The following is a 19,121-nucleotide window of genomic DNA, read 5'->3' on the forward strand; positions in this document are numbered from 1 at the left end:
CTACATTTTCGATTTCAAAAAATCGGCTAACCTATTGAATACAGACCCCCAACCATTGTAAAAGCCCATTTCTTCTTGCTGCTTACAATACGCTTCAGTTTCATGTACACACTTGAATGTAAATTTGGTTTGCTCTCCCTTTGCTTCAAAATAGGCCTGAATTTCAACCCCTTCCGTCATGGGTTTGAAATTAGCTGTTGAACAAATTTTTTCGAATTCTACAATTTCTGTGTACACACCTTCAGCCATAAACACCTGACCATCGGGCATAGTCATCGCGTATTCCCACTCCCCTCCAACTCGAAAATCGTGTTTATTAACCTTGGTCTCCATGCCTTCTGGCCCCCACCATTGCGCCAGATGCTCAGGGTTGGTCCAGGCCTCCCATGCCAAGGATATAGGTGCATTAAATACTCTTTCCAACGTAAGTGTGCGACTATCCGCATCATTTGTTTTGCTCATCATCTAGATTTTTAGTTTGAAGTTTATTAAGATACTTTTCGAAAGAATCGAGTTTCTCATCCCATAGATTACGGTATTGTTCCATCCAAAGAAAGGCTGGAATCAATGTCTTGGGCTGAATCATACAAAAACGCTCCCGCCCTTTTTGCTCAAAATCAATGACTCCACATTCTTTGAGAATCTTCAGATGCTTGGAAATCGCTGGTCGGCTCACTTCGAATTTTTCCGCTACAGCATTTACCGTCAACGAATCCTCAGCGAGTAACTCTATAATATCCCTTCTTACAGGATCAGCAATCGCTTGAAATATGTCTCGTCTAGTCATTAAAGTAACCGTTTGGTTACAAATATATATGTAACTAATTGGTTACACAAATATTATTTTCAGAAAAACGAAAAATTGACCTATCATAGCTGTATGAATCGCTCGATCACACTACTACTGCTTATACTGACCATGCTTTTTTGGGCGGTCAATTTCCACATAACCAAAATCGCTTTGGTACATTATTCTCCCATGGCCGTGGCCTTTTGGCGGTTTCTTTTTGGTGTGATCATACTTATAGGGGTGCTCGTAGTTCAGTATGGCAAGGGACTATCCAATATTAGAATTTCTCTCAAAACTTTTGGGCTGATTTGCCTGGTTTCATTCTTTGGTATATTCCTAACCATTTACTTTTTCAATAAAGGACTACAGACTGCAAGTGCCGTAAGTGGATCATTGATACTTGCCACAAGCCCAATCATGACAGCTATCTTGGCTTTCTTTTTTCTGAACAGACGATTCTCTCCTATCCAGTTGTTCGCCATGACCATAAGCATCACAGGAGTGATCATTCTACTGGTGAAAGGTGATTTCACCAGACTGATAGCCATGAAATTAGAAACGGGAGACTTGTATATCTTGGGCATGGCACTGGTCTTTTCGCTTTCGCAAATCCTTGTAGACAAATACTTGTCGGGCATCAATAGTATCTTGATGACAACCATCAGTGTAATCATAGGTTTATTGATGTTTGCAGCTGTGTCTACACCAGAACTGCTATCCAGCCCTGTCCCAGACGAATGGCCGTTTTGGGCAAGTGTGGGCTTTATGGGCATATTAGGTACGGGTGTGGGCTATGTGGCTTTTTATCATGCCGTAGTCAAACTGGGAGCAACTACCACAGCACTTTATGGCAATTTGATCCCGTTATTTACAGTGCTATTAGCCGTACCCTTCAAAGAAGAAGTTCATGCATCGCAGCTGATTGGTGGATTGGTGATTGTTTTAGGGTTATTACTGTTTGGGCAATCGAAAAAGAGGTAGGGCGTATCCAACGAATGGGTATAGCCAAGGACTAAAACTATTATCTCAAGCTAAATAGTTAGATCAATCTTAGAAAAAAATTTTGACATCGGATTTGGAAAATACACTTTCCCATATTGCGGTTAATCTTGGCTCTTTGATTTTGTCACATTCGACACTTCTATCAAGCTATCATTTTTTATGATTTGCAATTTTTCGTTTCCAAGATAAATAATTGAATCATTTCCTATTTCATCAATATTGAAGTAATGCAGTTTAGGTCTTTCTGATTCTTTTTTGAAAAAAAAGAATCCTACCACCCCTATAAAAATAAGGCCAACTGCAATAACATATCTGACCCGACCACTTTCGCGACTATTAATTGGGTCATCCACAACTACTAAACGATATCCTTTTTTGGGAATGGTTTCTAAAGCAACATTTTCAATTTTGTTAGTCTTTAGGATATTCCGTATTTTGAAAATATTTTTTGTTAATGCCTTCTCACCACTTAATTTATTGCCGTCCCAAATTTCCCGAATAAAAGTTCCCTTCTCAACAAGTTTTCCATCATATTCAATTAAAAGCAGCAAAATCTTCATTACTTGATTTTCAACTTTTATCACATTTTTTATTCCTTCTTCTTTGATTATCAGCTCATCGGTAGAGCCATTTATCTCAAGATGTGAGTTCAGTTTAACAATGTTCATGGCCTAAAATTTAAAGGAATATAAAAAGGACTTTTATAGGATAGTCAATTGCATCATTCAAATATTTCTTCCCATAAATTTATTTGAAACTTTTAAAACTTCCATGATGAAATCTGTTCACCTATCATTACTGTCATTGTTAATCCTGTTAATATTTGAGATACATAGCTCTTATGCACAAAAAACACTTACAGAAGAATTTACACTAGAAACATCAGACGGAATACAACTAGCAGGACAAATTGACTACCCGAATAAATCCGGACGATTTCCTTCGGCTATTTTAATTTGGGGTAATGGACCACATACCCGAGACATGGAAATCTCCGGGTCGCCAATCTTTAAGCAAATAGCAGACTCTTTATTGAAATTGGATATGGTTGTTTTAAGAATGGATAAGCGTGGTTTTGGCAAATCCAAAGGAGATATATCGAAATCTGAAGGGAATTACACGACACATGATCTGGTAAATGACTTCAAATTGGCGTACAACTATTTGAACCATCATCACGCAGTTGATACAGGTAATGTAGGGTTAATTGGTCATAGTGAGGGAAGTATAATTGCACCTATATTAGCTACTGAAGTATCGGGTGTTGATTGGATCATTACTTTTGGATCCGTTGGAGTTTCAGGAGCTGATATTACCAGAGCGCAAAATAGATTAAATAGAAAAAGGTTGGGGATATCTGAAGAAATTTCAGAAGCTATTGAAATTGTTTGGGAAGACTACATAACCATGATAAAAGATGGTACCGTTAAAAATGATTCTATTTATTATGATTTGGGGACAAGGTTTTTAGTAGCACATGGTTTAAATAAGGATGACAAACGAATTACATATAAATTTATAGATCAGCTTTTGGATGAGTATAGAGGCAAATGGTATCAGTATTTTTATAATACGAATGTGACGGATTTTATACGAAAAATAGAAAAGCCTTATCTGGTTGTTTTTGGCGAAAATGATATACAAACTAGCGTAGAACTAAATCTTATTCCTATAAATCAAGCACTGTCAGAAGCCGGAAACAAACATTATAAAATTGTTGTTCTTTCTGATGAAGATCATTTTTTTCTACGCTCCAACAATAAACGAATGGAAAAACATGAATTCGGCAAAATGAAAATATCTGACAGACTCATGACAACAATTAGAAACTGGCTATTGTTTGAAGGTATTTGTAAGGTATACCAATGAATAAATTTTACTGAAAAAGATATATTATTCCATTAGTATCCTACAGAGCTAGTGTACCTTCTTATCAAGTTTTGTTTTATCCTTACAGGGCAGGAGAGTAAAGTTTTCAAAATGGATCCTAATTGAATCTTTATTCTTTGATCAATTTCACATAATTGAGCCCTTCATTCGTATGTAGAGCCACGTAGTATAAACCTGGCGCTAAGTCCTCAACCGAAAACGAAATCTGGTGGAGTCCCTCTCCAAGTATGGCAGTCCGAATTTCCTTCAAATGTTTACCTTCAGTATCAAATAGGTTGAGATGAGTTCGGGTGTATTGCCCAATATTGAGCTCAATGTTAATCTGATTTCTCGTGGGATTGGGATAAACTGACAGCTGATGTATTTCCTTCTCGATGTTTAGCAGTATCTCATCATTCGCATCGTTTTCATATTTATACACCTGTCTGCCAGTTAAGAAAAGGGTAGAACCATCAATCATGAAAAATCTATTAAATCCAGACTGGTCTTCTACAGATACATCCTCCCAACTATCACCTCCATCATGCGTTTCGAAAAGAACTGTTCTTTCTTGAGACGATCCTCCGGTCCATCCAGTTTGAGCATCTTTAAATCCTATGGCCTGTATATGATCCCAGCCCGACCGAACAATTTTGGATGTCCACGTAAGTCCTTTATCCGTGGATTTAGCAAAAGTTATATTTGGTGTTCCCGGGTTTGACGCCACAGCACCAAAGAAATTTACTGTATCAGGTGTTTGGATTTTCCAAACATAATCTCCCTCATTTTTTGTTTCATGGACGTTTTCCCAGCTTTCACCACCATCAGTAGTATGAAGGATGATGCCCCCATTTTTCGCAGACTCACGATCATCACATCCGGTGACGAAACCTTCCATATCATCTATGAAAAAAATGTCTACCAGACACGTGGCGTAGGCACTCATGTCATAAGTAGTCCAGGTTTCACCCGCATCGTAGGATTTTGACACAAACGGAGGAGCCTCCGAAGAATAAATACCGCACATATATATGGTATTAGCCGAAGGAGCGGATAAACCACAGGCACCTGGCACACCACCTTCTGCGAAATCAAATGGTATGCGGTCTGAAATGTCCTGCCAAGTCTCACCACCATCAATAGTTCGATAAATACTCGTAAATAGAGAACCAAGATATCCGATTTGCTCTGTTGAAAATTCTATACTTCGTAAGTAGCTATTAGCTTTAAAATTCAGCGACCATGTCGCTCCGCCATCTGTGGTTTTGTAGACTTCTTTTATCGAGTTGACAGCCCATCCGTTGGTTTTGTCCAGAAAGAATACATCGTCATATCTAGACGCCAGTGGAATATCTGTTGTCTTCCACTGAGCCAAGCTGAAGTAAGGGAATGCGAGAATGGCGATAAGAAAGTACTTGTACATGATATGACGTAAAAAAGAAATGTGAAGTTAAATCTAGCCAATTCTATCAGAATAAAGGAATCAGCTGGGTTTTATTAAAAGTTTTATGCATGTCCAGTCTTACAAAAGCTTGAGGTCATCCAATTACAACAACTAATTCTTTCACTGACTAAGGTTCATGATTATTCTTTCTCAGGATTTTCATCAAGCGATTATTTATAATTTCTGACACATTCCACAAGTACAATTTAGGATCTGTTGTGCTGTAGAACTGAATCATCACAGCATCAATTTCTTCGTGATAATTGGCAAAGCTCTGGTAACCAGGCACCCAGCCGCCATGTTCATATTCATAAATGGAGGAATAGATTTTTTTTTCTTCCCCTTCAAACAATGATCCATCGTTTAATGCCCTTAGGAAAATCCCTACATCTTCTGCAGTGGCCAACATACCACGTTCGTCAGACTTTAAATCATAAGGATGTCCCAGATGATAGCCACTCATGACACGATCTAAATTCACTTCAGATAGTGAGCTGAATGTGTTTTTTAGATTTAGAGGAATTAAAATTTCTTCTTGTATGAACTGGAAGTTGTCGTAACCCAATTCTTGATCCATGATCTTGTTGAGCAACAAGTAATTCGTGTTACAATATTCATAATCCTCTCCAGGCTTAAAGTTAGCTGGTATATCCAAAATCAATGCGAGGTTTTCCTCATAAGACGCTGGTGGGGCCGACCAATAGTTTGGAGCGTTCGTAAAATTGGGCATTCCGCTTCGATGCTGAATCATCAATCGCAAGGTGATTTGGTCAGCGTTTTCAATTCTCCCTTCTAGCTCTGGTAAGTAGTCAGCTACCGTTTTGTCCAAAGACAGACGGCCCTCGCTTACCAATTTGGTTATAGCCACGGCATCGTAGAGCTTACTGATACTCGCAATTTTGAACAAAGCGTGTGGATCTGCCGAAATTCCCTTTTCTCTGTCGTGCCAACCTGCTGCATAAAACCCAGGGGCTTCGCCCGTCTGATCTACATAGACAACCATCCCTTCAAACCTATGATCAATCGCCTCTTCAAGTTGTGCTTCTATGGTATCTGGCAGTGGTAGAATCCAAGCCCAAACCAAGATCCATGGCACATAAAACAGGGAGACAGGCGTACCAATGGCGAGTATGATTCTGAGTATTTGTTTTTTAGTCAATCTCATTGAGGGTAGCAATATAGTAAAGGATTGTATAGGTTTTTAATCTTATTGAAATACTTCACGAGCATCCGAAAACGCTTTGAATTCTAAAGGGTTCCCGCTAAAATCAAACACAAACATAGTAAGTTGCTCACCAGTTTTTCCCTGATATCGTGTTTGAGGTTTGACTACAAATTCTATTTGTTCGATTTCGAATTTTTGACGGATGAACTGGAATTCTTCTACACCAATCAAACAGCCAAAATGAGGAATAGGCACACTGACACCATCAACTTTCCCACAATAATCCAACACTGGAAAATTATCACTTACATGCGCTGACAATTGATTTCCAAAAAAATCAAAGTCAACCCATGATGCAGTGGATCGTCCTTCTTTGCAACCTAGAATCTCCACATAAAACTTCCGTGTGGATTCAAGGTCTTTTACTTTAAATGCGTAATGAAATGGGTTCATTTTTTTGATCTTTTATTTGAAATAGCAATAGTTCACCACCCCAACAGTTCCTTCAACTTGGTATAACCAGTGGCGCTTACCACCACTTCATCTCCATTTTTGAGTTGGGCGAGGTGGGTCTCTTTGCCGTATTTATCGATCTTTCCGATTTGTGATACTTGCACTATGGATGAACGATGTACCCTTACAAACTTCTTGGGATCCAGCACCTGTTCCAGATGTTTCATGGTTTGTTTTTTGAGGTGCTTGCCTTTAGCAGTGATGATCTCTGAATAGTCGTCCTGTGCGGCAATTCGGATAATTTCGTCTGTGGGGATGATGTCGATTTTTGTACCATCTTTCACTACCAGTCGATGTGCGGGTTCTTGCAAGTACTCTCGCACCAGTGATTCTGTAGCTAAAGGAGCAGTAGTTTGGCTGATCAAAGTTTTGGCTTTGGCCAAACCATCTTCAAACCGCTCCCTATTATAGGGCTTGAGTAAGTAATCTGCTGCATGCAGTTCAAAGGCCTTTAAGGCATACTGATCGTAGGCTGTGGAGAAAATAATTGTAGGTGGCTGATCTATGAGTTCCAGCAACTCAAATCCCGTCAATTTAGGCATTTGAATGTCCAGAAAGATCAAATCTGGATTTTGAGCTTGAATGAGTTTGAGGCCGTCAAAACCATTCTCTGCTTCACCTGCCAATTCAAAATCTTCATGATCTTTGAGAAAATGTTTGATCACTTCTCTAGCTGGAGGTTCGTCGTCTATAATAATTACTTTATAAGCACTCATGGTTTACTATTGGTCTAGTTGAGGAATGGTCAGTTGTACTTTGAATTCATTTTCTTTCTTATGTGTCTGCAGCAAATCTGCGCTTTCATAGATCAATTGCAGCCTGCCTCGCACGTTTTTCAAACCTATGCCTTTACCCTTGTGAGCGACCGAATCGTCTTCCGTGCTGTTAGTGATTTCTATTTGCAAATGCCTATCACTATAGGCAATATGAACTTCAATGGTACTGGCAGAGGTACTTTCATAAACACCATACTTGATGGCATTTTCTATGAGCGGCTGTAGAATTAAGTTGGGCAATTTGGCTGATTCAGGAATGACGTCAGCACCTTCAAAGTTCACCTCTAGTTTTTTCCCAAACCTCAATTTCTCTATTTCTAAATAAAGTTGAATCGTCTCTATTTCCTGGCTAAGTGATACCAGTTCTGTCTCAGAATGTCCAATCGTATATCGCAGAAAGGAAGACAGTTTTACAATCATTTCGTGTGCATCTTCTGGTCTGGTGAGCGTCAATGAGCTGATGGAGTTGAGACTATTGAATATAAAATGGGGATTGATTTGCGCTTTGAGCATGCTGAGCTCAGTTTCCTTTAATGTGGATTCCATCTCAATCTCACGGATCTGTTTTTCTTTATAATTTTGATAAAAAATCAGAAGATAATAGATCAAAGCAACCAAGAGGTAATAGATGGCACCTAAAGCCACGCGCCACCAAACATCAACAATAGATGCCTGCCGAATAGAAGTTGGATATTCCAATAAATAGCCTGTGATAAAATAGCTTGTAGCCAGCCATATAAAAATAAGCAGGCCTCCGGCCGCCAGATGACTCATGATAGCATTCCATAGATTTCCGTCAGTGAGTCCCGTGAACCTTACGACAAACCAGATACTCAATCCAACCAAAGCAAAACCACAACCATAAACAATAGCTTCTACAAGCGCAGGAGACCAAATCACTTGCTGTCCCCAATGCAAAAGCATGGTGTGGATAATGATAAGTAAGAGCCAAAACAGTCCGTATACGAGTATGTGCTCTCTGTTTTTTAGAATAGGGTTGATCATGGGTTGGCTCAGTAGTTTTTAATCTCTCCTCCTCCAAACAAAACAAACCCTTTGATTCGTAGTCGCTTGTTAGTTCCAGATTCGGGAGGTTTTACGAATTTCCGTTTGTCTGCCAAAGCCCCAAATATAGCTGTGACATCCAATTGAATTTCCCAGTCCGATGGGACGATAAATGTGAACCCTCCGAAAACTGCCAATACTTCCAGAGTGTGATTGCCCTCAGCCAATTTGGAGCCTGTCATATCATAACTAGCTCCTCCAAATACAGCACTGGTTTGACCACCTTTGAATTGTTCAGACCTGACTTTCACTTCTCCACCACCCATGATGTTCGAGTCATTCAGATAATCAAAAGACTGACCAGATACTTTTCGCTTGAATTCAATTTTCCTTTTATTCAACAATAAAATACCCGCAGCAATCATAAGACCAGGCCAAAAGATCCTACTCAAACCAATGTTGATGTGGTACTCCTGCCAAACGTAGGTAGCTATGATGAAATACATGGCCCCAATAATCATAAACAAACCTGGTAGTTTGTTTGATTTAGTGGCGTATAAAACAATTCCAACGACCAAGACAATCCCTTTCCAATTGAACGCTAAGTTTTCAACAACTACGGGCAGAATATCAAAATTGACCAATAGGAATATTCCGCCAATAATGACCAGAGCTAAGCCTATAAGGTTGGATCTATCTTCGAGTTTATAATGTCTCATGTGTTTGAATTCTGATCTACAAGATACGGCGAGTTGTTCGATTTTTAAAAAACACCCAGCGTGCAATGAGCACCTGGGTGATTGAGTGTTTGGTTATTCTGAGTTTATATTTTTAGACGAAGTTTTTGACTTCTCCACCACCAAATAGCACGGTTCCTTTGATAAGTAATTCCTTGGTTGCATCCGTCTTTACTTCGGCCGACAATTTTCTACTGTCGCTATAGCCTCCAAAAATGGAGGTAACCTCCAGGCGAACATTCCAATCTGAGGGAACGATAAAATTAGCTCCACCCATCAATATCAGCACATCTATTTCTTGCGTACCTTCTGCCAAGCCACATTTACTTAAATCATAAGTACCTCCGCCCATGACAGTGGTTACTTTACCTCCTCGAAATTTGTCTGAAGTGATCGCCATATCACCACCACCAAGCACAGCTGTCACATTGATATGGTCTGAGTCATTGGGCACTTCTTTATCATTGCTATCTGCAGTAAAAACATGCGCGGAAACTAACGGGCTTTTGCTTTTTCTGCTGAGAATAACCAGACCAATTACTATGAGAAGAACTGGCCAAAAAAGCTTTCGTGTATCATACCAATGCCAATTGAATTCATAAGATAAGACATCAGACATGATGAAGAAGCCCCCGACAGCCATCAGGATAATGCCTGGGCTTTTGTTTTCTTTTGTAGAAAGAAATACTGCGCCTATCATGATCATGATGCCTTTCCAATTGAATAAGTAATAAGAGATTTCGTAAGGAATCAGATCCAAATTGTCGAGTAGAAATAAGGAACCCAATGCGATGAGAATAAGACCAAGTATCCCTGACCGAGAACTGCTAGCTGGTGATTTTTGTGATGTGCGTCGTGACATGGTATATGAGTTATTGATTATGACACAATTTTACGTCGCATTTGTATCCAGGCATATAGCGAATCGGTAAATCCGGGTATAATATCGGCGAAACCGGATTTCGTCCGTATTATTCCCTAAGGGATTTTAAATTAAGGTTTGTTTTGAATCAAACAAACCCACGATCATGAGTACTCTTCGCCTTATTGCTTCTTTAATGAGCATACTTTTCATTTCAAGCCATCATAGCATAGCTCAACCCTTAGGACCCAAAGGGTTTGATCAAGTGTACAGCAAACGATTAGATAAACAGCATAATGAATTTGACTTTTGGCTAGGCAACTGGGACGTAACTTGGCAAAGATGGGCAGGTGGTGATGCGTATCAACCCACCAACATCAGCCAGCATCGCGTCTTTGCGGCACTAGATGGCAAAGCGCTTATTGAAATGGCCTACGAAGACTCAGTAGTCAATAACAGCAAAACAGCAGGGTTCAGCATTCGCTATTTTGACGATAATCTTCAGAAATGGGTCATGTTTCAGAGTTGGCCTGGAAAAAACAGCACCAACTTCTCCTCACTTCAAGGCACTCATCATCACAAAAGAATCCAATTGTACAAAAACGGAATAACCACAAGGCCTTTTCGTGGACATCCAATTGGCACTTCCTATATCAATAGATATACTTTCTCAGACACTCACCCAGAGTCTTTCAGATGGGAAAGCAGCATATCACTAGATAGCATGGAAACCTGGGCTACACTAAGCATAGCTGAAGGAACAAAAATTCCAGATTTCACCTCACTACAGGACGACAGCAAACAATGGTATACGTTGGGTGATAAATACAACTGTAGTGACAGCATACTGGCACCTCTCCAGCCCTATCTTGGCACCTGGAGTGGTGAGATTAGTTATAAAGATGGCAAGCAAAAGAGCAAGTACAAAGTAGAGCGCGTCCTAAAACCATTTCTGAGCAACTGTGCTGCTTTAGGCTATCAGATCAACTACAAGGAAGGAAAGACACAAAAGGAAATTATTTTCGTAGGCTATCTGACTGCCTCGGATCAATGGATATTCTACACGCTCAATGATCGCATGGGAGAAAGCCATAAGACCTTCTTCTCTGAACAAATGAGCGACGAAGTAGTTTTTACTAAAAAAGACACATTGGATGTGACGAGTTCAGGCAACCTCAAAGCATTTTCATGGAAAGCGAACCAACCCAACAAACAAACCATTGAAGGTGCCATCCCGGATAAGAGCTGGTCATTTAAGATGGAGCTTATGAGGGAAGAATTGGATTAAAACATGTCCCAAGCTTGTTTTTACCATAGATATCGTCCAACTAAAATGAGTATGCACCGCAGTTGCTAGAAACTCCTAGGTGTCTGGTTGGCAATGTCCTTTCAGATAGCTCACTTGGCATATTCATTTTAGTGTTTGTTAGATTCTATTATGTGAGAACTTGATTGATTAGGGCGACACTAAATATTGAAAGCAAAAACCATCCAATAAATCCTTCTAGGATTGCTAGGTACTTTGCAAGACCCCTAGTTGGGATTTTACCAAATCCTAAAGTTACGAATGCATTCAAACTTAATGCCAGCGAATTTATTATTCGATGTATTCCTGCTAGTATCTTTTGGGAACGTTTTGTTTCTCTGACTTCAGTAGCACCATCATCCCAATCCGAAGGAAAAAACAAATAAAGAAAAGCGAATCCGAAAATGACATAAAAAGTAATCGTAATTGCTAGAGCAGGATCAGTTCCATGTTGAGTATATACTTTCAATAGTTGATACAACTTCCAGCGAAAAAAATTTCTAAATGATTTGTGGTTTAGGAATAACGCTTCATAGCGTAAAGTTTGTAGATTTTTCATCTCCACGTATACGCCATTGGCTGATTCCAAATCTCCTCTACTTTTATAAATCTCATATAGCTTTTGATAAGTACTTACTAAAAGTTCAAAATAATAATACGATGAAGCTTCTTTCACATTTCGGCATCCGTAAAGTTGTAAATAACCATCGCGCTGTGCTGCCTGCTCATCAATATTGGTTGGATCAACAAACTCTCCCCCAAATTCAAACCCATCTGACAAATTGCAATAATCATCGGTAAACCTTGTTAAACACAATCTATTGCCATCTAGCTGATCCCATGGTATTAAGTTTAATGTTTCAGAAAATCTAAGATCCTCCAAGGACATGTAATTCAACTGATTCCCAGTGACCTTTAATTTTTGAACTTCTACATCGTAAAGGTCTAGCACTCCATCAAACTTATTGTTTAAAATTTCTAATTCAAGAAATGCACCATATATGCCACAAAAATTTATACTGTTAACAAGGGTGTCATTTAGGAATTTGTTGCCTCTAAGTAGCAACTCGTATTCCGTTCCAAATGAAGTGAATTTAAATTGAGGGAAGTATGAAAAATGAGTTTCGAAATCAAATTCTGGAGAGTTCTCACAATCAAAAAGCTTTTTATCCCGAAAAACGTTATTATCAATTTTAAATCCCAGTTCATTTTGTTTTATTTCTACCTGAAAAAGCTCATTGCCGCTGATAGTATGTGTTCTCTTAATGGTTTTAGCATCTTGGGCTAAAGTATTATTGTTTATGATTAATGACTCAAAAATTGAATCATTTGAAATGATCATTGGATTACTAAACGTATTGTCCCAAATTGATACACTGTTGATTTTGGAATTAACTATTTCCAATTGTTCAACTTGGCTGTTGGCGATATACACACTAGTTAGTGTACTATTTTGAATTTTTATTTTGACATTTTTCGATCCCGAAAGAGAAATACCTGTTAAAGTACTGTCACTAATAATTATATGATTACTGTAGTCATTAAGCACTAAATCCTGAGAATAAGTTGATTCAAAGTTTAAAAGGACAAGAAATAGGAATAAACATCTCATATGTATACTTATTGAATCTAACGACCGTATATCACGCACCAGTGCGTGATATACGCTCAGTGTTTTTTCAAATCTAATGGATTTTTATTTTATTCAGACCCTTCACTGCTACATGGGTATAGATCTCTGTAGTCCTTAACGAATTATGCCCTAGCAAAATTTGAATCTGCCTCAAATCTACAGCAGCTCCTTCAACATGGCCACCACATGATCCTGCTGTTTTTGTGTAATCTCAGGATAGATGGGGAGTGATAGCGTTTTGGCCGCCATGGCTTTGGCCACAGGGAAATCATTTGCGTCAAATTGCTGGTATGGTAGCAATTCTGGTAAGGACAGAGGGTTGTGAATTTGGGTGTCTACTCCCCTTTCGGCCAGCTTTCTTTTTAGCTGATCACGATCATTTACCTGTATGGCATAGACATGAAATACATGCCTGTGATGCTCAGCTAAAACAGGAAGCTCTACTGGCAGACCAGCCAATTGCTCATTGTAATATTTGGCCTTTGACGTGCGTGCTGCTGTCCATTCTTCCAAATATTTTAGTTTTACCTGCAATACGGCAGCTTGAAGTGCATCCATTCGACTGTTTCGCCCTTCGCGCAGGTGATGATGTTTTTGCTCCTGTCCATGATTGCCTATCAGCCTACAACTCTTCGCCAGTGAATCATCATTGGTTACTATACCCCCAGCATCACCAAAAGCTCCTAGGTTCTTGCTAGGGTAAAAGCTAAAAGTGCCTAAATCACCAAAAGTCCCTACTGACTTTCCATTGTATTTGGCACCATGAGCCTGTGCACAATCTTCTACAATTTTTAAATTGTGATTCTTAGCCACATCTGTTATTTCGTCCATTTGTGCAGGTCTACCATAAAAATGAACAGGTATAATTGCTTTGGTTTTTGCAGTAATTTTCTGTACAATATCCGTAGGATCTATGGTATAACAGTCGGGCAGAATATCTGCAAAAATGGGCTTTGCACCTACCGTGCTTACTACCTCAGCAGTAGATATCCATGACATGGCTGGCACGATCACTTCGTCTCCAGATCCTATTTCGAGCGCTTGTAGTGCTATCTCTAGCGCATCCGTCCCGTTGCCACAAGAAATACAATAATTGACTCCCACATACTTGGCAAAATCACTTTCGAATCTCGACACTACTGCCCCACCCACATAGTGTCCTTCTGCTATCACATTCGCCATTGCCTCATCTATTTCTGATTTGATCAATTGGTACTGAGATTTTAATTCTACAAAAGGCACATGCATAGGGCAATCATATATGATTTGACACAAGATTATTCAAATTATCATTAATGGGTTTCATTTTATGTGTTTTCTTAATTCAGACACCCGTCAAGGGGACAGTTTATGCCCTAAACCCCTCTTAGCTCCAATCCACCCCCATTCAGCTAAATAAATTCATCAACTCTTGATTTGTTTTTAGCCTTATAGTGTCAAAAAAACATACGAATACAAGTGAGAATGAAGATTAGAAACATTTTGAGCCTTGGCCTGCTCGCCTTTATTATTATTTCTTGTCAAGAAAAATATACACCTGCCACATACAATCAAGGGATAAATATTACTCCTAAACCTCAGGAGCTTATAAGAAATGAAGGTCAGTACGCTCTGGATCATTCCACAGTATTTGTAATAGAGGAGAATGAAGAGCTAAAGCAAGTGGCAGACTTTTTTGCACTTAAATTGAAAAGATCAACAGGTCTTGAGCTCAAAGTACAAAAAGAAGCAGCAGACAACAATTTCATTTCACTCCAACTAGAACCTATCCACTCAGAAGAAGGCTACACACTGGACGCATCCAATCAGGGCGTGACTATTAAAGCCTCATCGCCAAAAGGCATCTTCTATGGGTTGAGTACTTTGATGCAACTATTGCCCGCAGAAGTAGAATCCGAAACCCTTGTACAAAACATGGATTGGACACTTCCGGCTGTAAGCATAAAAGACAAACCCAGATTTTCATGGCGAGGATTCCATCTTGATGTTTGCCGTCATTTTATTTCGTTGGAAGAAGTCAAAAAGCATATTGACATACTCTCTATTTTCAAAATCAACAAATTTCATTGGCACTTGACTGAAGATCAGGGCTGGAGAATAGAGATCAAAAAATACCCCAAACTTACCTCAGTGGGTGCCACCCGAACAGAAGCTGATGGCTCAACGCACGAAGGATTTTATACCCAAGAAGAAATCAAAGAAGTAGTGGCCTATGCTGCTGCGCGATACATAGATGTCATTCCAGAGATAGAAATGCCAGGTCATGCCCTGGCCGCATTGTCTGCTTACCCAGAACTTTCATGTAATGAAGGCACATACACCCCTCGAATCATCTGGGGAGTAGAAACTGATGTGTTTTGTGCTGGAAAGGATGAGGTCTTTACTTTTCTCGAAGATGTCATTGAAGAAATTATCCCATTGTTTCCATACGAATATTATCACATGGGAGGTGATGAGTCACCAAAGGATAGATGGGAAACCTGTCCTCGATGCCAGGCCAGAATCAAGAAGGAAGGTCTGCATGACGAGCATGAATTGCAGAGTTATTTCATGAGTCGGATGGAAAACGTGCTCATGCAGCATGACAAGAAAATGATCGGCTGGGATGAAATACTGGAAGGTGGCATCTCTGATTCGGCCAATGTGATGTCCTGGAGAGGTGAAGAAGGTGGTATAGCTGCTGCTAATGCTGGCAATGACGTGGTGATGGCTCCAGGTGCTTGGATGTACCTCGACAAGTATGAGGGCGACTATAAAATTGATCCTGTGACTATTGGTGGTTTCTTACCGATCAAAAAAGTGTACAATTACGAACCCATTCCTGCGGATATTGATTCATCAAAAGCACATCACGTACTGGGTGCCCAAACGACACTTTGGTCAGAATACATATACCAAGAAGAATTGTCCGAGTACAGAATGTATCCACGAGCACTGGCACTCGCAGAATTGACCTGGACAGCCAAGGAACAAAAGGATTACAAAGATTTTGAGCAAAGACTCAACAATCAAATGGTGAGATTGGACGGGCATGATGTAAATTATTACATCCCATTGCCCGAAGGGCCTACTTCTCAAGTCGCATTTATAGACAGTGCTGTTTTGGCGTTTAGTACACCACGTCCTGTTGCACGAATGGTTTATACCCTAGATGGGTCTGAACCAAAATTATCATCGCCTGTTTATACTGAACCTTTGGTATTCGAATCGGATGTTACTGTGAAAATTGCGTCTGTTTTGCCACAAGGAAAAATGAGCAAATCCCGAGCCATCAAAGTGGAAAAGCAAACCCTTGCACCTGCACTTGGCACAAAGCCAGTCAGGCCCGGATTAATAGCTAAAACTGCTTATGGTAAATTTCTAAGTACAGAAGATCTTGAGGGTGTAGCACAGTGGAGTGAAAAATCTTTAGACTCTTTGAGCCAAGCCAACTCGACGCTTTATTGGGGATTTGTCATAGACGAAGAGCGGTTTAGAGCAGAAATTATTGAGGGCTATATCGACATCCCAGAAGATGGAGTCTATTTCTTCTCCAGCAATCAAGATCAGGTATGGATCGATGATGTACTCGTGGTGGACAACGACGGATTCGTGAAACGATTCTCTCAGAATGACGGATCAAAAGCGCTAGCCAAAGGCCTGCACAAACTTAAGGTGATTTACCTGAATAATGTATTTAGAGGCTGGGCTTCTGACTGGAATACAGTAGAAGTTCAAATCAGAAAGTCCACTCAGGAAGACTTTAGGACTGTTGCCTCTGACATGCTATTCAGAGACTCAAAAAACAACCTACTGACGAGCAATCAGTAGGTTGTTGGCTATTTTGCTGCTGGTTCTAAAGCATCAATAATTTCTTGCATTTTATTGCGGGTGTATTTGCCCGAAGTGTGGTAGATGATCTTTCCTTCAGTATCCAGCACATAGAAATAGGGCACGTCGTTTCCATCAAAATTCAGAGCTTGTTTGTACTGCCTCAATGTCCCTTTGTAAAACAAAACCAAATGCTGAAGTTCTGGCGCTACCGTCTCTTGCACCTTTTTCATCGTGCTCTTGTAAGCCGCTCGCTTCGCTCCAGTAAACATGGGAATAATGTACAGCTCCATGTCATATTCGAAGCTAAAAAGAGCATTAGGGTCGGGCTCAACCAAAAATTGATTGTACATAGGATTGAACCATGAACCAAGGTCTTTTTCTGATTTTTTCGAAAAGGCCAATGCAATCAAACTATATTTCCCTTTCAAATCAGAAGGAATATTTACTGTATCGTATCGCAAACTTTCTCCCTCCATATCTGGAAAAATATCTCCCATTTGGGCAGAAGCTGCTCCTGTAGTCAGGATCAAAAGTATAGCTAGCAGATTTTTCATATTGGTATTTTTAATCTTTAAAAAAGGTGACTCATTTGAATCCCACTAAACTAATCATTCCTTGATCGAGTATCTGCACTTTAAGTCCACAAAAAAGCCGATGAATATTCATCGGCTTTTTCGTTACTAGTTTTCCATTTGCTCGTCAAGTGCTGGCCGCTTGTCTCTATTCACCAACTCCCAGGCTGTATAGAATACCAGTCGTGTCCTTTTCAGATATACGTCTCTTTCGATTTTCTCTACAGTGTCTGTTTCTTGATGGTAATCGTCATGAGAGCCAGTGGTGTAGAAAATCACAGGGATCCTATTCTTGGCAAAATTCCAGTGATCCGATCTGTAATAGATCTGCTCGGGATGATTTTCATCATTATATACATAGTTCAATTCCAAATTCGTATAAGTGGCATTGGCTTGTTCGCTAATTTCATGTAGTTGAGTAGAAAGCTTATCCGAACCTACCAGGCATACATAATCTTTACCTTTATAGTTTTCATTATCATTTCTTCCGATCATGTCCATATTCAAATTGGTCACAGTGTTTTCTAATGCAAATACGGGATGATCGGCATAGTACTCAGAACCTAACAATCCTTTTTCCTCACCTGTAAAAGCTAAAAAGAGCATACTTCTTCTAGGCCCATTGCCATCAGCCTTGGCCGTGGCAAAAGCCTCCGCCATTTCCATAACACCAGCAGTACCTGAGCCGTCATCGTCTGCACCATTGAATATCTTATCCCCTCGTCTACCTAAATGATCATAGTGAGAAGTAACTACTACCAATTCGTCTTTCAGGTCAGAGCCTTCCAAATAGCCCATTACATTCTCCGAGTTTATTCTTTTAATGTCTTTTGCCACATCAAAAGACACCGGCTTTGCTTTTACTTTTTTCAGATCAGATACTGACCCAGCATCTTTGATCTCAACTAGTTTCTCATAAGTTTTACCCGTAAGGTCTTTCATCAAACTAGGTGCTACAAAATACAACCCAACAAATTTGGGCTCTTCTATACCCGTATCCACAGTCATTCTGCCAGACTCATAATACCCTCTATAGCTAGAAATCAATTCCTCAAGTATTTCGTCCTTTTCAGTCCGTACAGCTAAGGCCAATTTCGCCCCCTTTTCTGCTGCTATCCGAGAAAGCCTCACTGCTTTTTGATAGCTATTGGGTGTAATCATAAGCACCACTTTGCCCTGCACGTCCAATCCTTCATAGCGTTCTTCAGCCCCGTCACCTACAAATACCACATCAGCAGACACCTCTCCATTGGTTACACCACTACCTACAAATATGATCTTGTCGAACACTTCGTATTTATTCTTTCCTATGATTAAATCAGCTTTTCTGATCTTTGTTGAAATCAAAGGCACATTTTGGTAATAGCTCATCTGATCACCTTGCTTGACAGGCGCCTTTAGCCCCAGCTTTTGAAAATGGTCACTCAAAAGTGCTGCAGCCATTTTTTGGCCTCTCTCACCCGTTTCCCGACCTTCTAAAGCATCAGAAGCCAGGATATTAAGTTGATCCATCAGCCCTGCTTCTGTTATGCTATTTCCATATTTTACAGCTAATTCGGATTTTTGAGCCTGAATATTCAGCGCTCCTAAGGTTAGCAAACCCAAAAGTATCTTTCTCATAAAGTCAATATTTA

At 39.8% G+C, this 19,121-nt stretch carries 18 protein-coding genes; 4 read left to right on the forward strand and 14 right to left on the reverse strand.

The features are described from left to right. Together B9A58_RS04670 and B9A58_RS04675 are read right to left on the reverse strand one after the other, a co-directional pair. Entirely contained in the window at positions 1-465 is a 465-nt protein-coding gene (locus tag B9A58_RS04670; protein ID WP_221407809.1) for an SRPBCC family protein, read from the reverse strand. Further along, complete coding sequence (locus tag B9A58_RS04675; protein WP_084371251.1) at positions 446-787, reverse strand: ArsR/SmtB family transcription factor; 342 nt, start codon at positions 785-787, stop codon at positions 446-448. The genes B9A58_RS04670 and B9A58_RS04675 overlap by 20 nt, the downstream gene beginning before the upstream one ends. 93 nt (positions 788-880) lie before the next feature. Here B9A58_RS04675 and B9A58_RS04680 point away from each other — a divergent pair, with 93 nt between their 5' ends. Then, entirely contained in the window at positions 881-1,771 is an 891-nt protein-coding gene (locus tag B9A58_RS04680) for a DMT family transporter (protein ID WP_084371252.1), read from the forward strand. Between the two features lie 122 nt (positions 1,772-1,893). Here B9A58_RS04680 and B9A58_RS04685 read toward each other — a convergent pair whose 3' ends face one another. Then, complete coding sequence (locus B9A58_RS04685; protein ID WP_084371253.1) at positions 1,894-2,460, reverse strand: winged helix-turn-helix domain-containing protein; 567 nt, start codon at positions 2,458-2,460, stop codon at positions 1,894-1,896. A gap of 103 nt (positions 2,461-2,563) precedes the next feature. Here B9A58_RS04685 and B9A58_RS04690 point away from each other — a divergent pair, with 103 nt between their 5' ends. Then, a complete protein-coding gene (locus tag B9A58_RS04690; RefSeq protein ID WP_084371254.1) occupies positions 2,564-3,661 on the forward strand; it encodes an alpha/beta hydrolase family protein in 1,098 nt (365 codons plus the stop codon). A 130-nt stretch (positions 3,662-3,791) separates the two neighbouring features. Here the strand turns inward: B9A58_RS04690 and B9A58_RS04695 are convergent, their stop codons facing one another. The 7 genes from B9A58_RS04695 to B9A58_RS04725 all read right to left on the reverse strand — a co-directional run bounded on the left by B9A58_RS04695 (position 3,792) and on the right by B9A58_RS04725 (position 10,163). Further along, on the reverse strand, positions 3,792-5,084 hold the full coding sequence (locus tag B9A58_RS04695) for a YCF48-related protein (protein ID WP_084371255.1): 1,293 nt from the start codon (positions 5,082-5,084) through the stop codon (positions 3,792-3,794). 148 nt (positions 5,085-5,232) lie between these two features. Continuing rightward, complete coding sequence (locus B9A58_RS04700; protein WP_084371256.1) at positions 5,233-6,270, reverse strand: serine hydrolase domain-containing protein; 1,038 nt, start codon at positions 6,268-6,270, stop codon at positions 5,233-5,235. Positions 6,271-6,312: 42 nt separating this feature from the next. Then, positions 6,313-6,723 carry a VOC family protein gene (locus tag B9A58_RS04705; RefSeq protein ID WP_084371257.1) on the reverse strand — a complete coding sequence of 137 codons (411 nt, stop codon included), beginning with the start codon at positions 6,721-6,723 and terminating at the stop codon, positions 6,313-6,315. Positions 6,724-6,755: 32 nt separating this feature from the next. Continuing rightward, positions 6,756-7,499 (reverse strand): LytR/AlgR family response regulator transcription factor, encoded by a 744-nt coding sequence (locus B9A58_RS04710; protein ID WP_084371258.1) that lies wholly within the window; start codon positions 7,497-7,499, stop codon positions 6,756-6,758. A gap of 6 nt (positions 7,500-7,505) precedes the next feature. Then, positions 7,506-8,564, reverse strand: a complete 1,059-nt coding sequence (locus B9A58_RS04715; RefSeq protein ID WP_084371259.1) for a sensor histidine kinase — start codon at positions 8,562-8,564, stop codon at positions 7,506-7,508. Between the two features lie 8 nt (positions 8,565-8,572). Continuing rightward, positions 8,573-9,283 (reverse strand): LiaF transmembrane domain-containing protein, encoded by a 711-nt coding sequence (locus B9A58_RS04720; RefSeq protein ID WP_084371260.1) that lies wholly within the window; start codon positions 9,281-9,283, stop codon positions 8,573-8,575. 112 nt (positions 9,284-9,395) lie between these two features. Further along, a complete protein-coding gene (locus B9A58_RS04725; RefSeq protein ID WP_084371261.1) occupies positions 9,396-10,163 on the reverse strand; it encodes a LiaF transmembrane domain-containing protein in 768 nt (255 codons plus the stop codon). Between the two features lie 166 nt (positions 10,164-10,329). On the opposite strand from B9A58_RS04725, the gene B9A58_RS04730 reads away from it, so the two are divergent. Beyond that, positions 10,330-11,451 (forward strand): hypothetical protein, encoded by a 1,122-nt coding sequence (locus tag B9A58_RS04730; RefSeq protein WP_084371262.1) that lies wholly within the window; start codon positions 10,330-10,332, stop codon positions 11,449-11,451. A 148-nt stretch (positions 11,452-11,599) separates the two neighbouring features. On the opposite strand, the gene B9A58_RS04735 is transcribed toward B9A58_RS04730, so the two are convergent. Next, positions 11,600-13,081, reverse strand: coding sequence for a hypothetical protein (locus B9A58_RS04735; RefSeq protein WP_139793743.1), 1,482 nt, complete (start codon positions 13,079-13,081; stop codon positions 11,600-11,602). Positions 13,082-13,258: 177 nt separating this feature from the next. Further along, a complete protein-coding gene (locus tag B9A58_RS04745; RefSeq protein ID WP_245826987.1) occupies positions 13,259-14,377 on the reverse strand; it encodes a DegT/DnrJ/EryC1/StrS family aminotransferase in 1,119 nt (372 codons plus the stop codon). A gap of 189 nt (positions 14,378-14,566) precedes the next feature. On the opposite strand from B9A58_RS04745, the gene B9A58_RS04750 reads away from it, so the two are divergent. Next, a complete protein-coding gene (locus B9A58_RS04750) occupies positions 14,567-16,912 on the forward strand; it encodes a family 20 glycosylhydrolase (RefSeq protein ID WP_084371266.1) in 2,346 nt (781 codons plus the stop codon). A gap of 8 nt (positions 16,913-16,920) precedes the next feature. Here the strand turns inward: B9A58_RS04750 and B9A58_RS04755 are convergent, their stop codons facing one another. Further along, on the reverse strand, positions 16,921-17,469 hold the full coding sequence (locus tag B9A58_RS04755; protein WP_084371267.1) for a hypothetical protein: 549 nt from the start codon (positions 17,467-17,469) through the stop codon (positions 16,921-16,923). 126 nt (positions 17,470-17,595) lie between these two features. Then, positions 17,596-19,107, reverse strand: a complete 1,512-nt coding sequence (locus tag B9A58_RS04760) for a M28 family peptidase (RefSeq protein ID WP_084371268.1) — start codon at positions 19,105-19,107, stop codon at positions 17,596-17,598. Between the last annotated feature and the right edge of the window lie 14 nt (positions 19,108-19,121).

Source organism: Reichenbachiella faecimaris, from assembly GCF_900176375.1.
Taxonomy (GTDB): Bacteria; Bacteroidota; Bacteroidia; order Cytophagales; family Cyclobacteriaceae; genus Reichenbachiella; species Reichenbachiella faecimaris.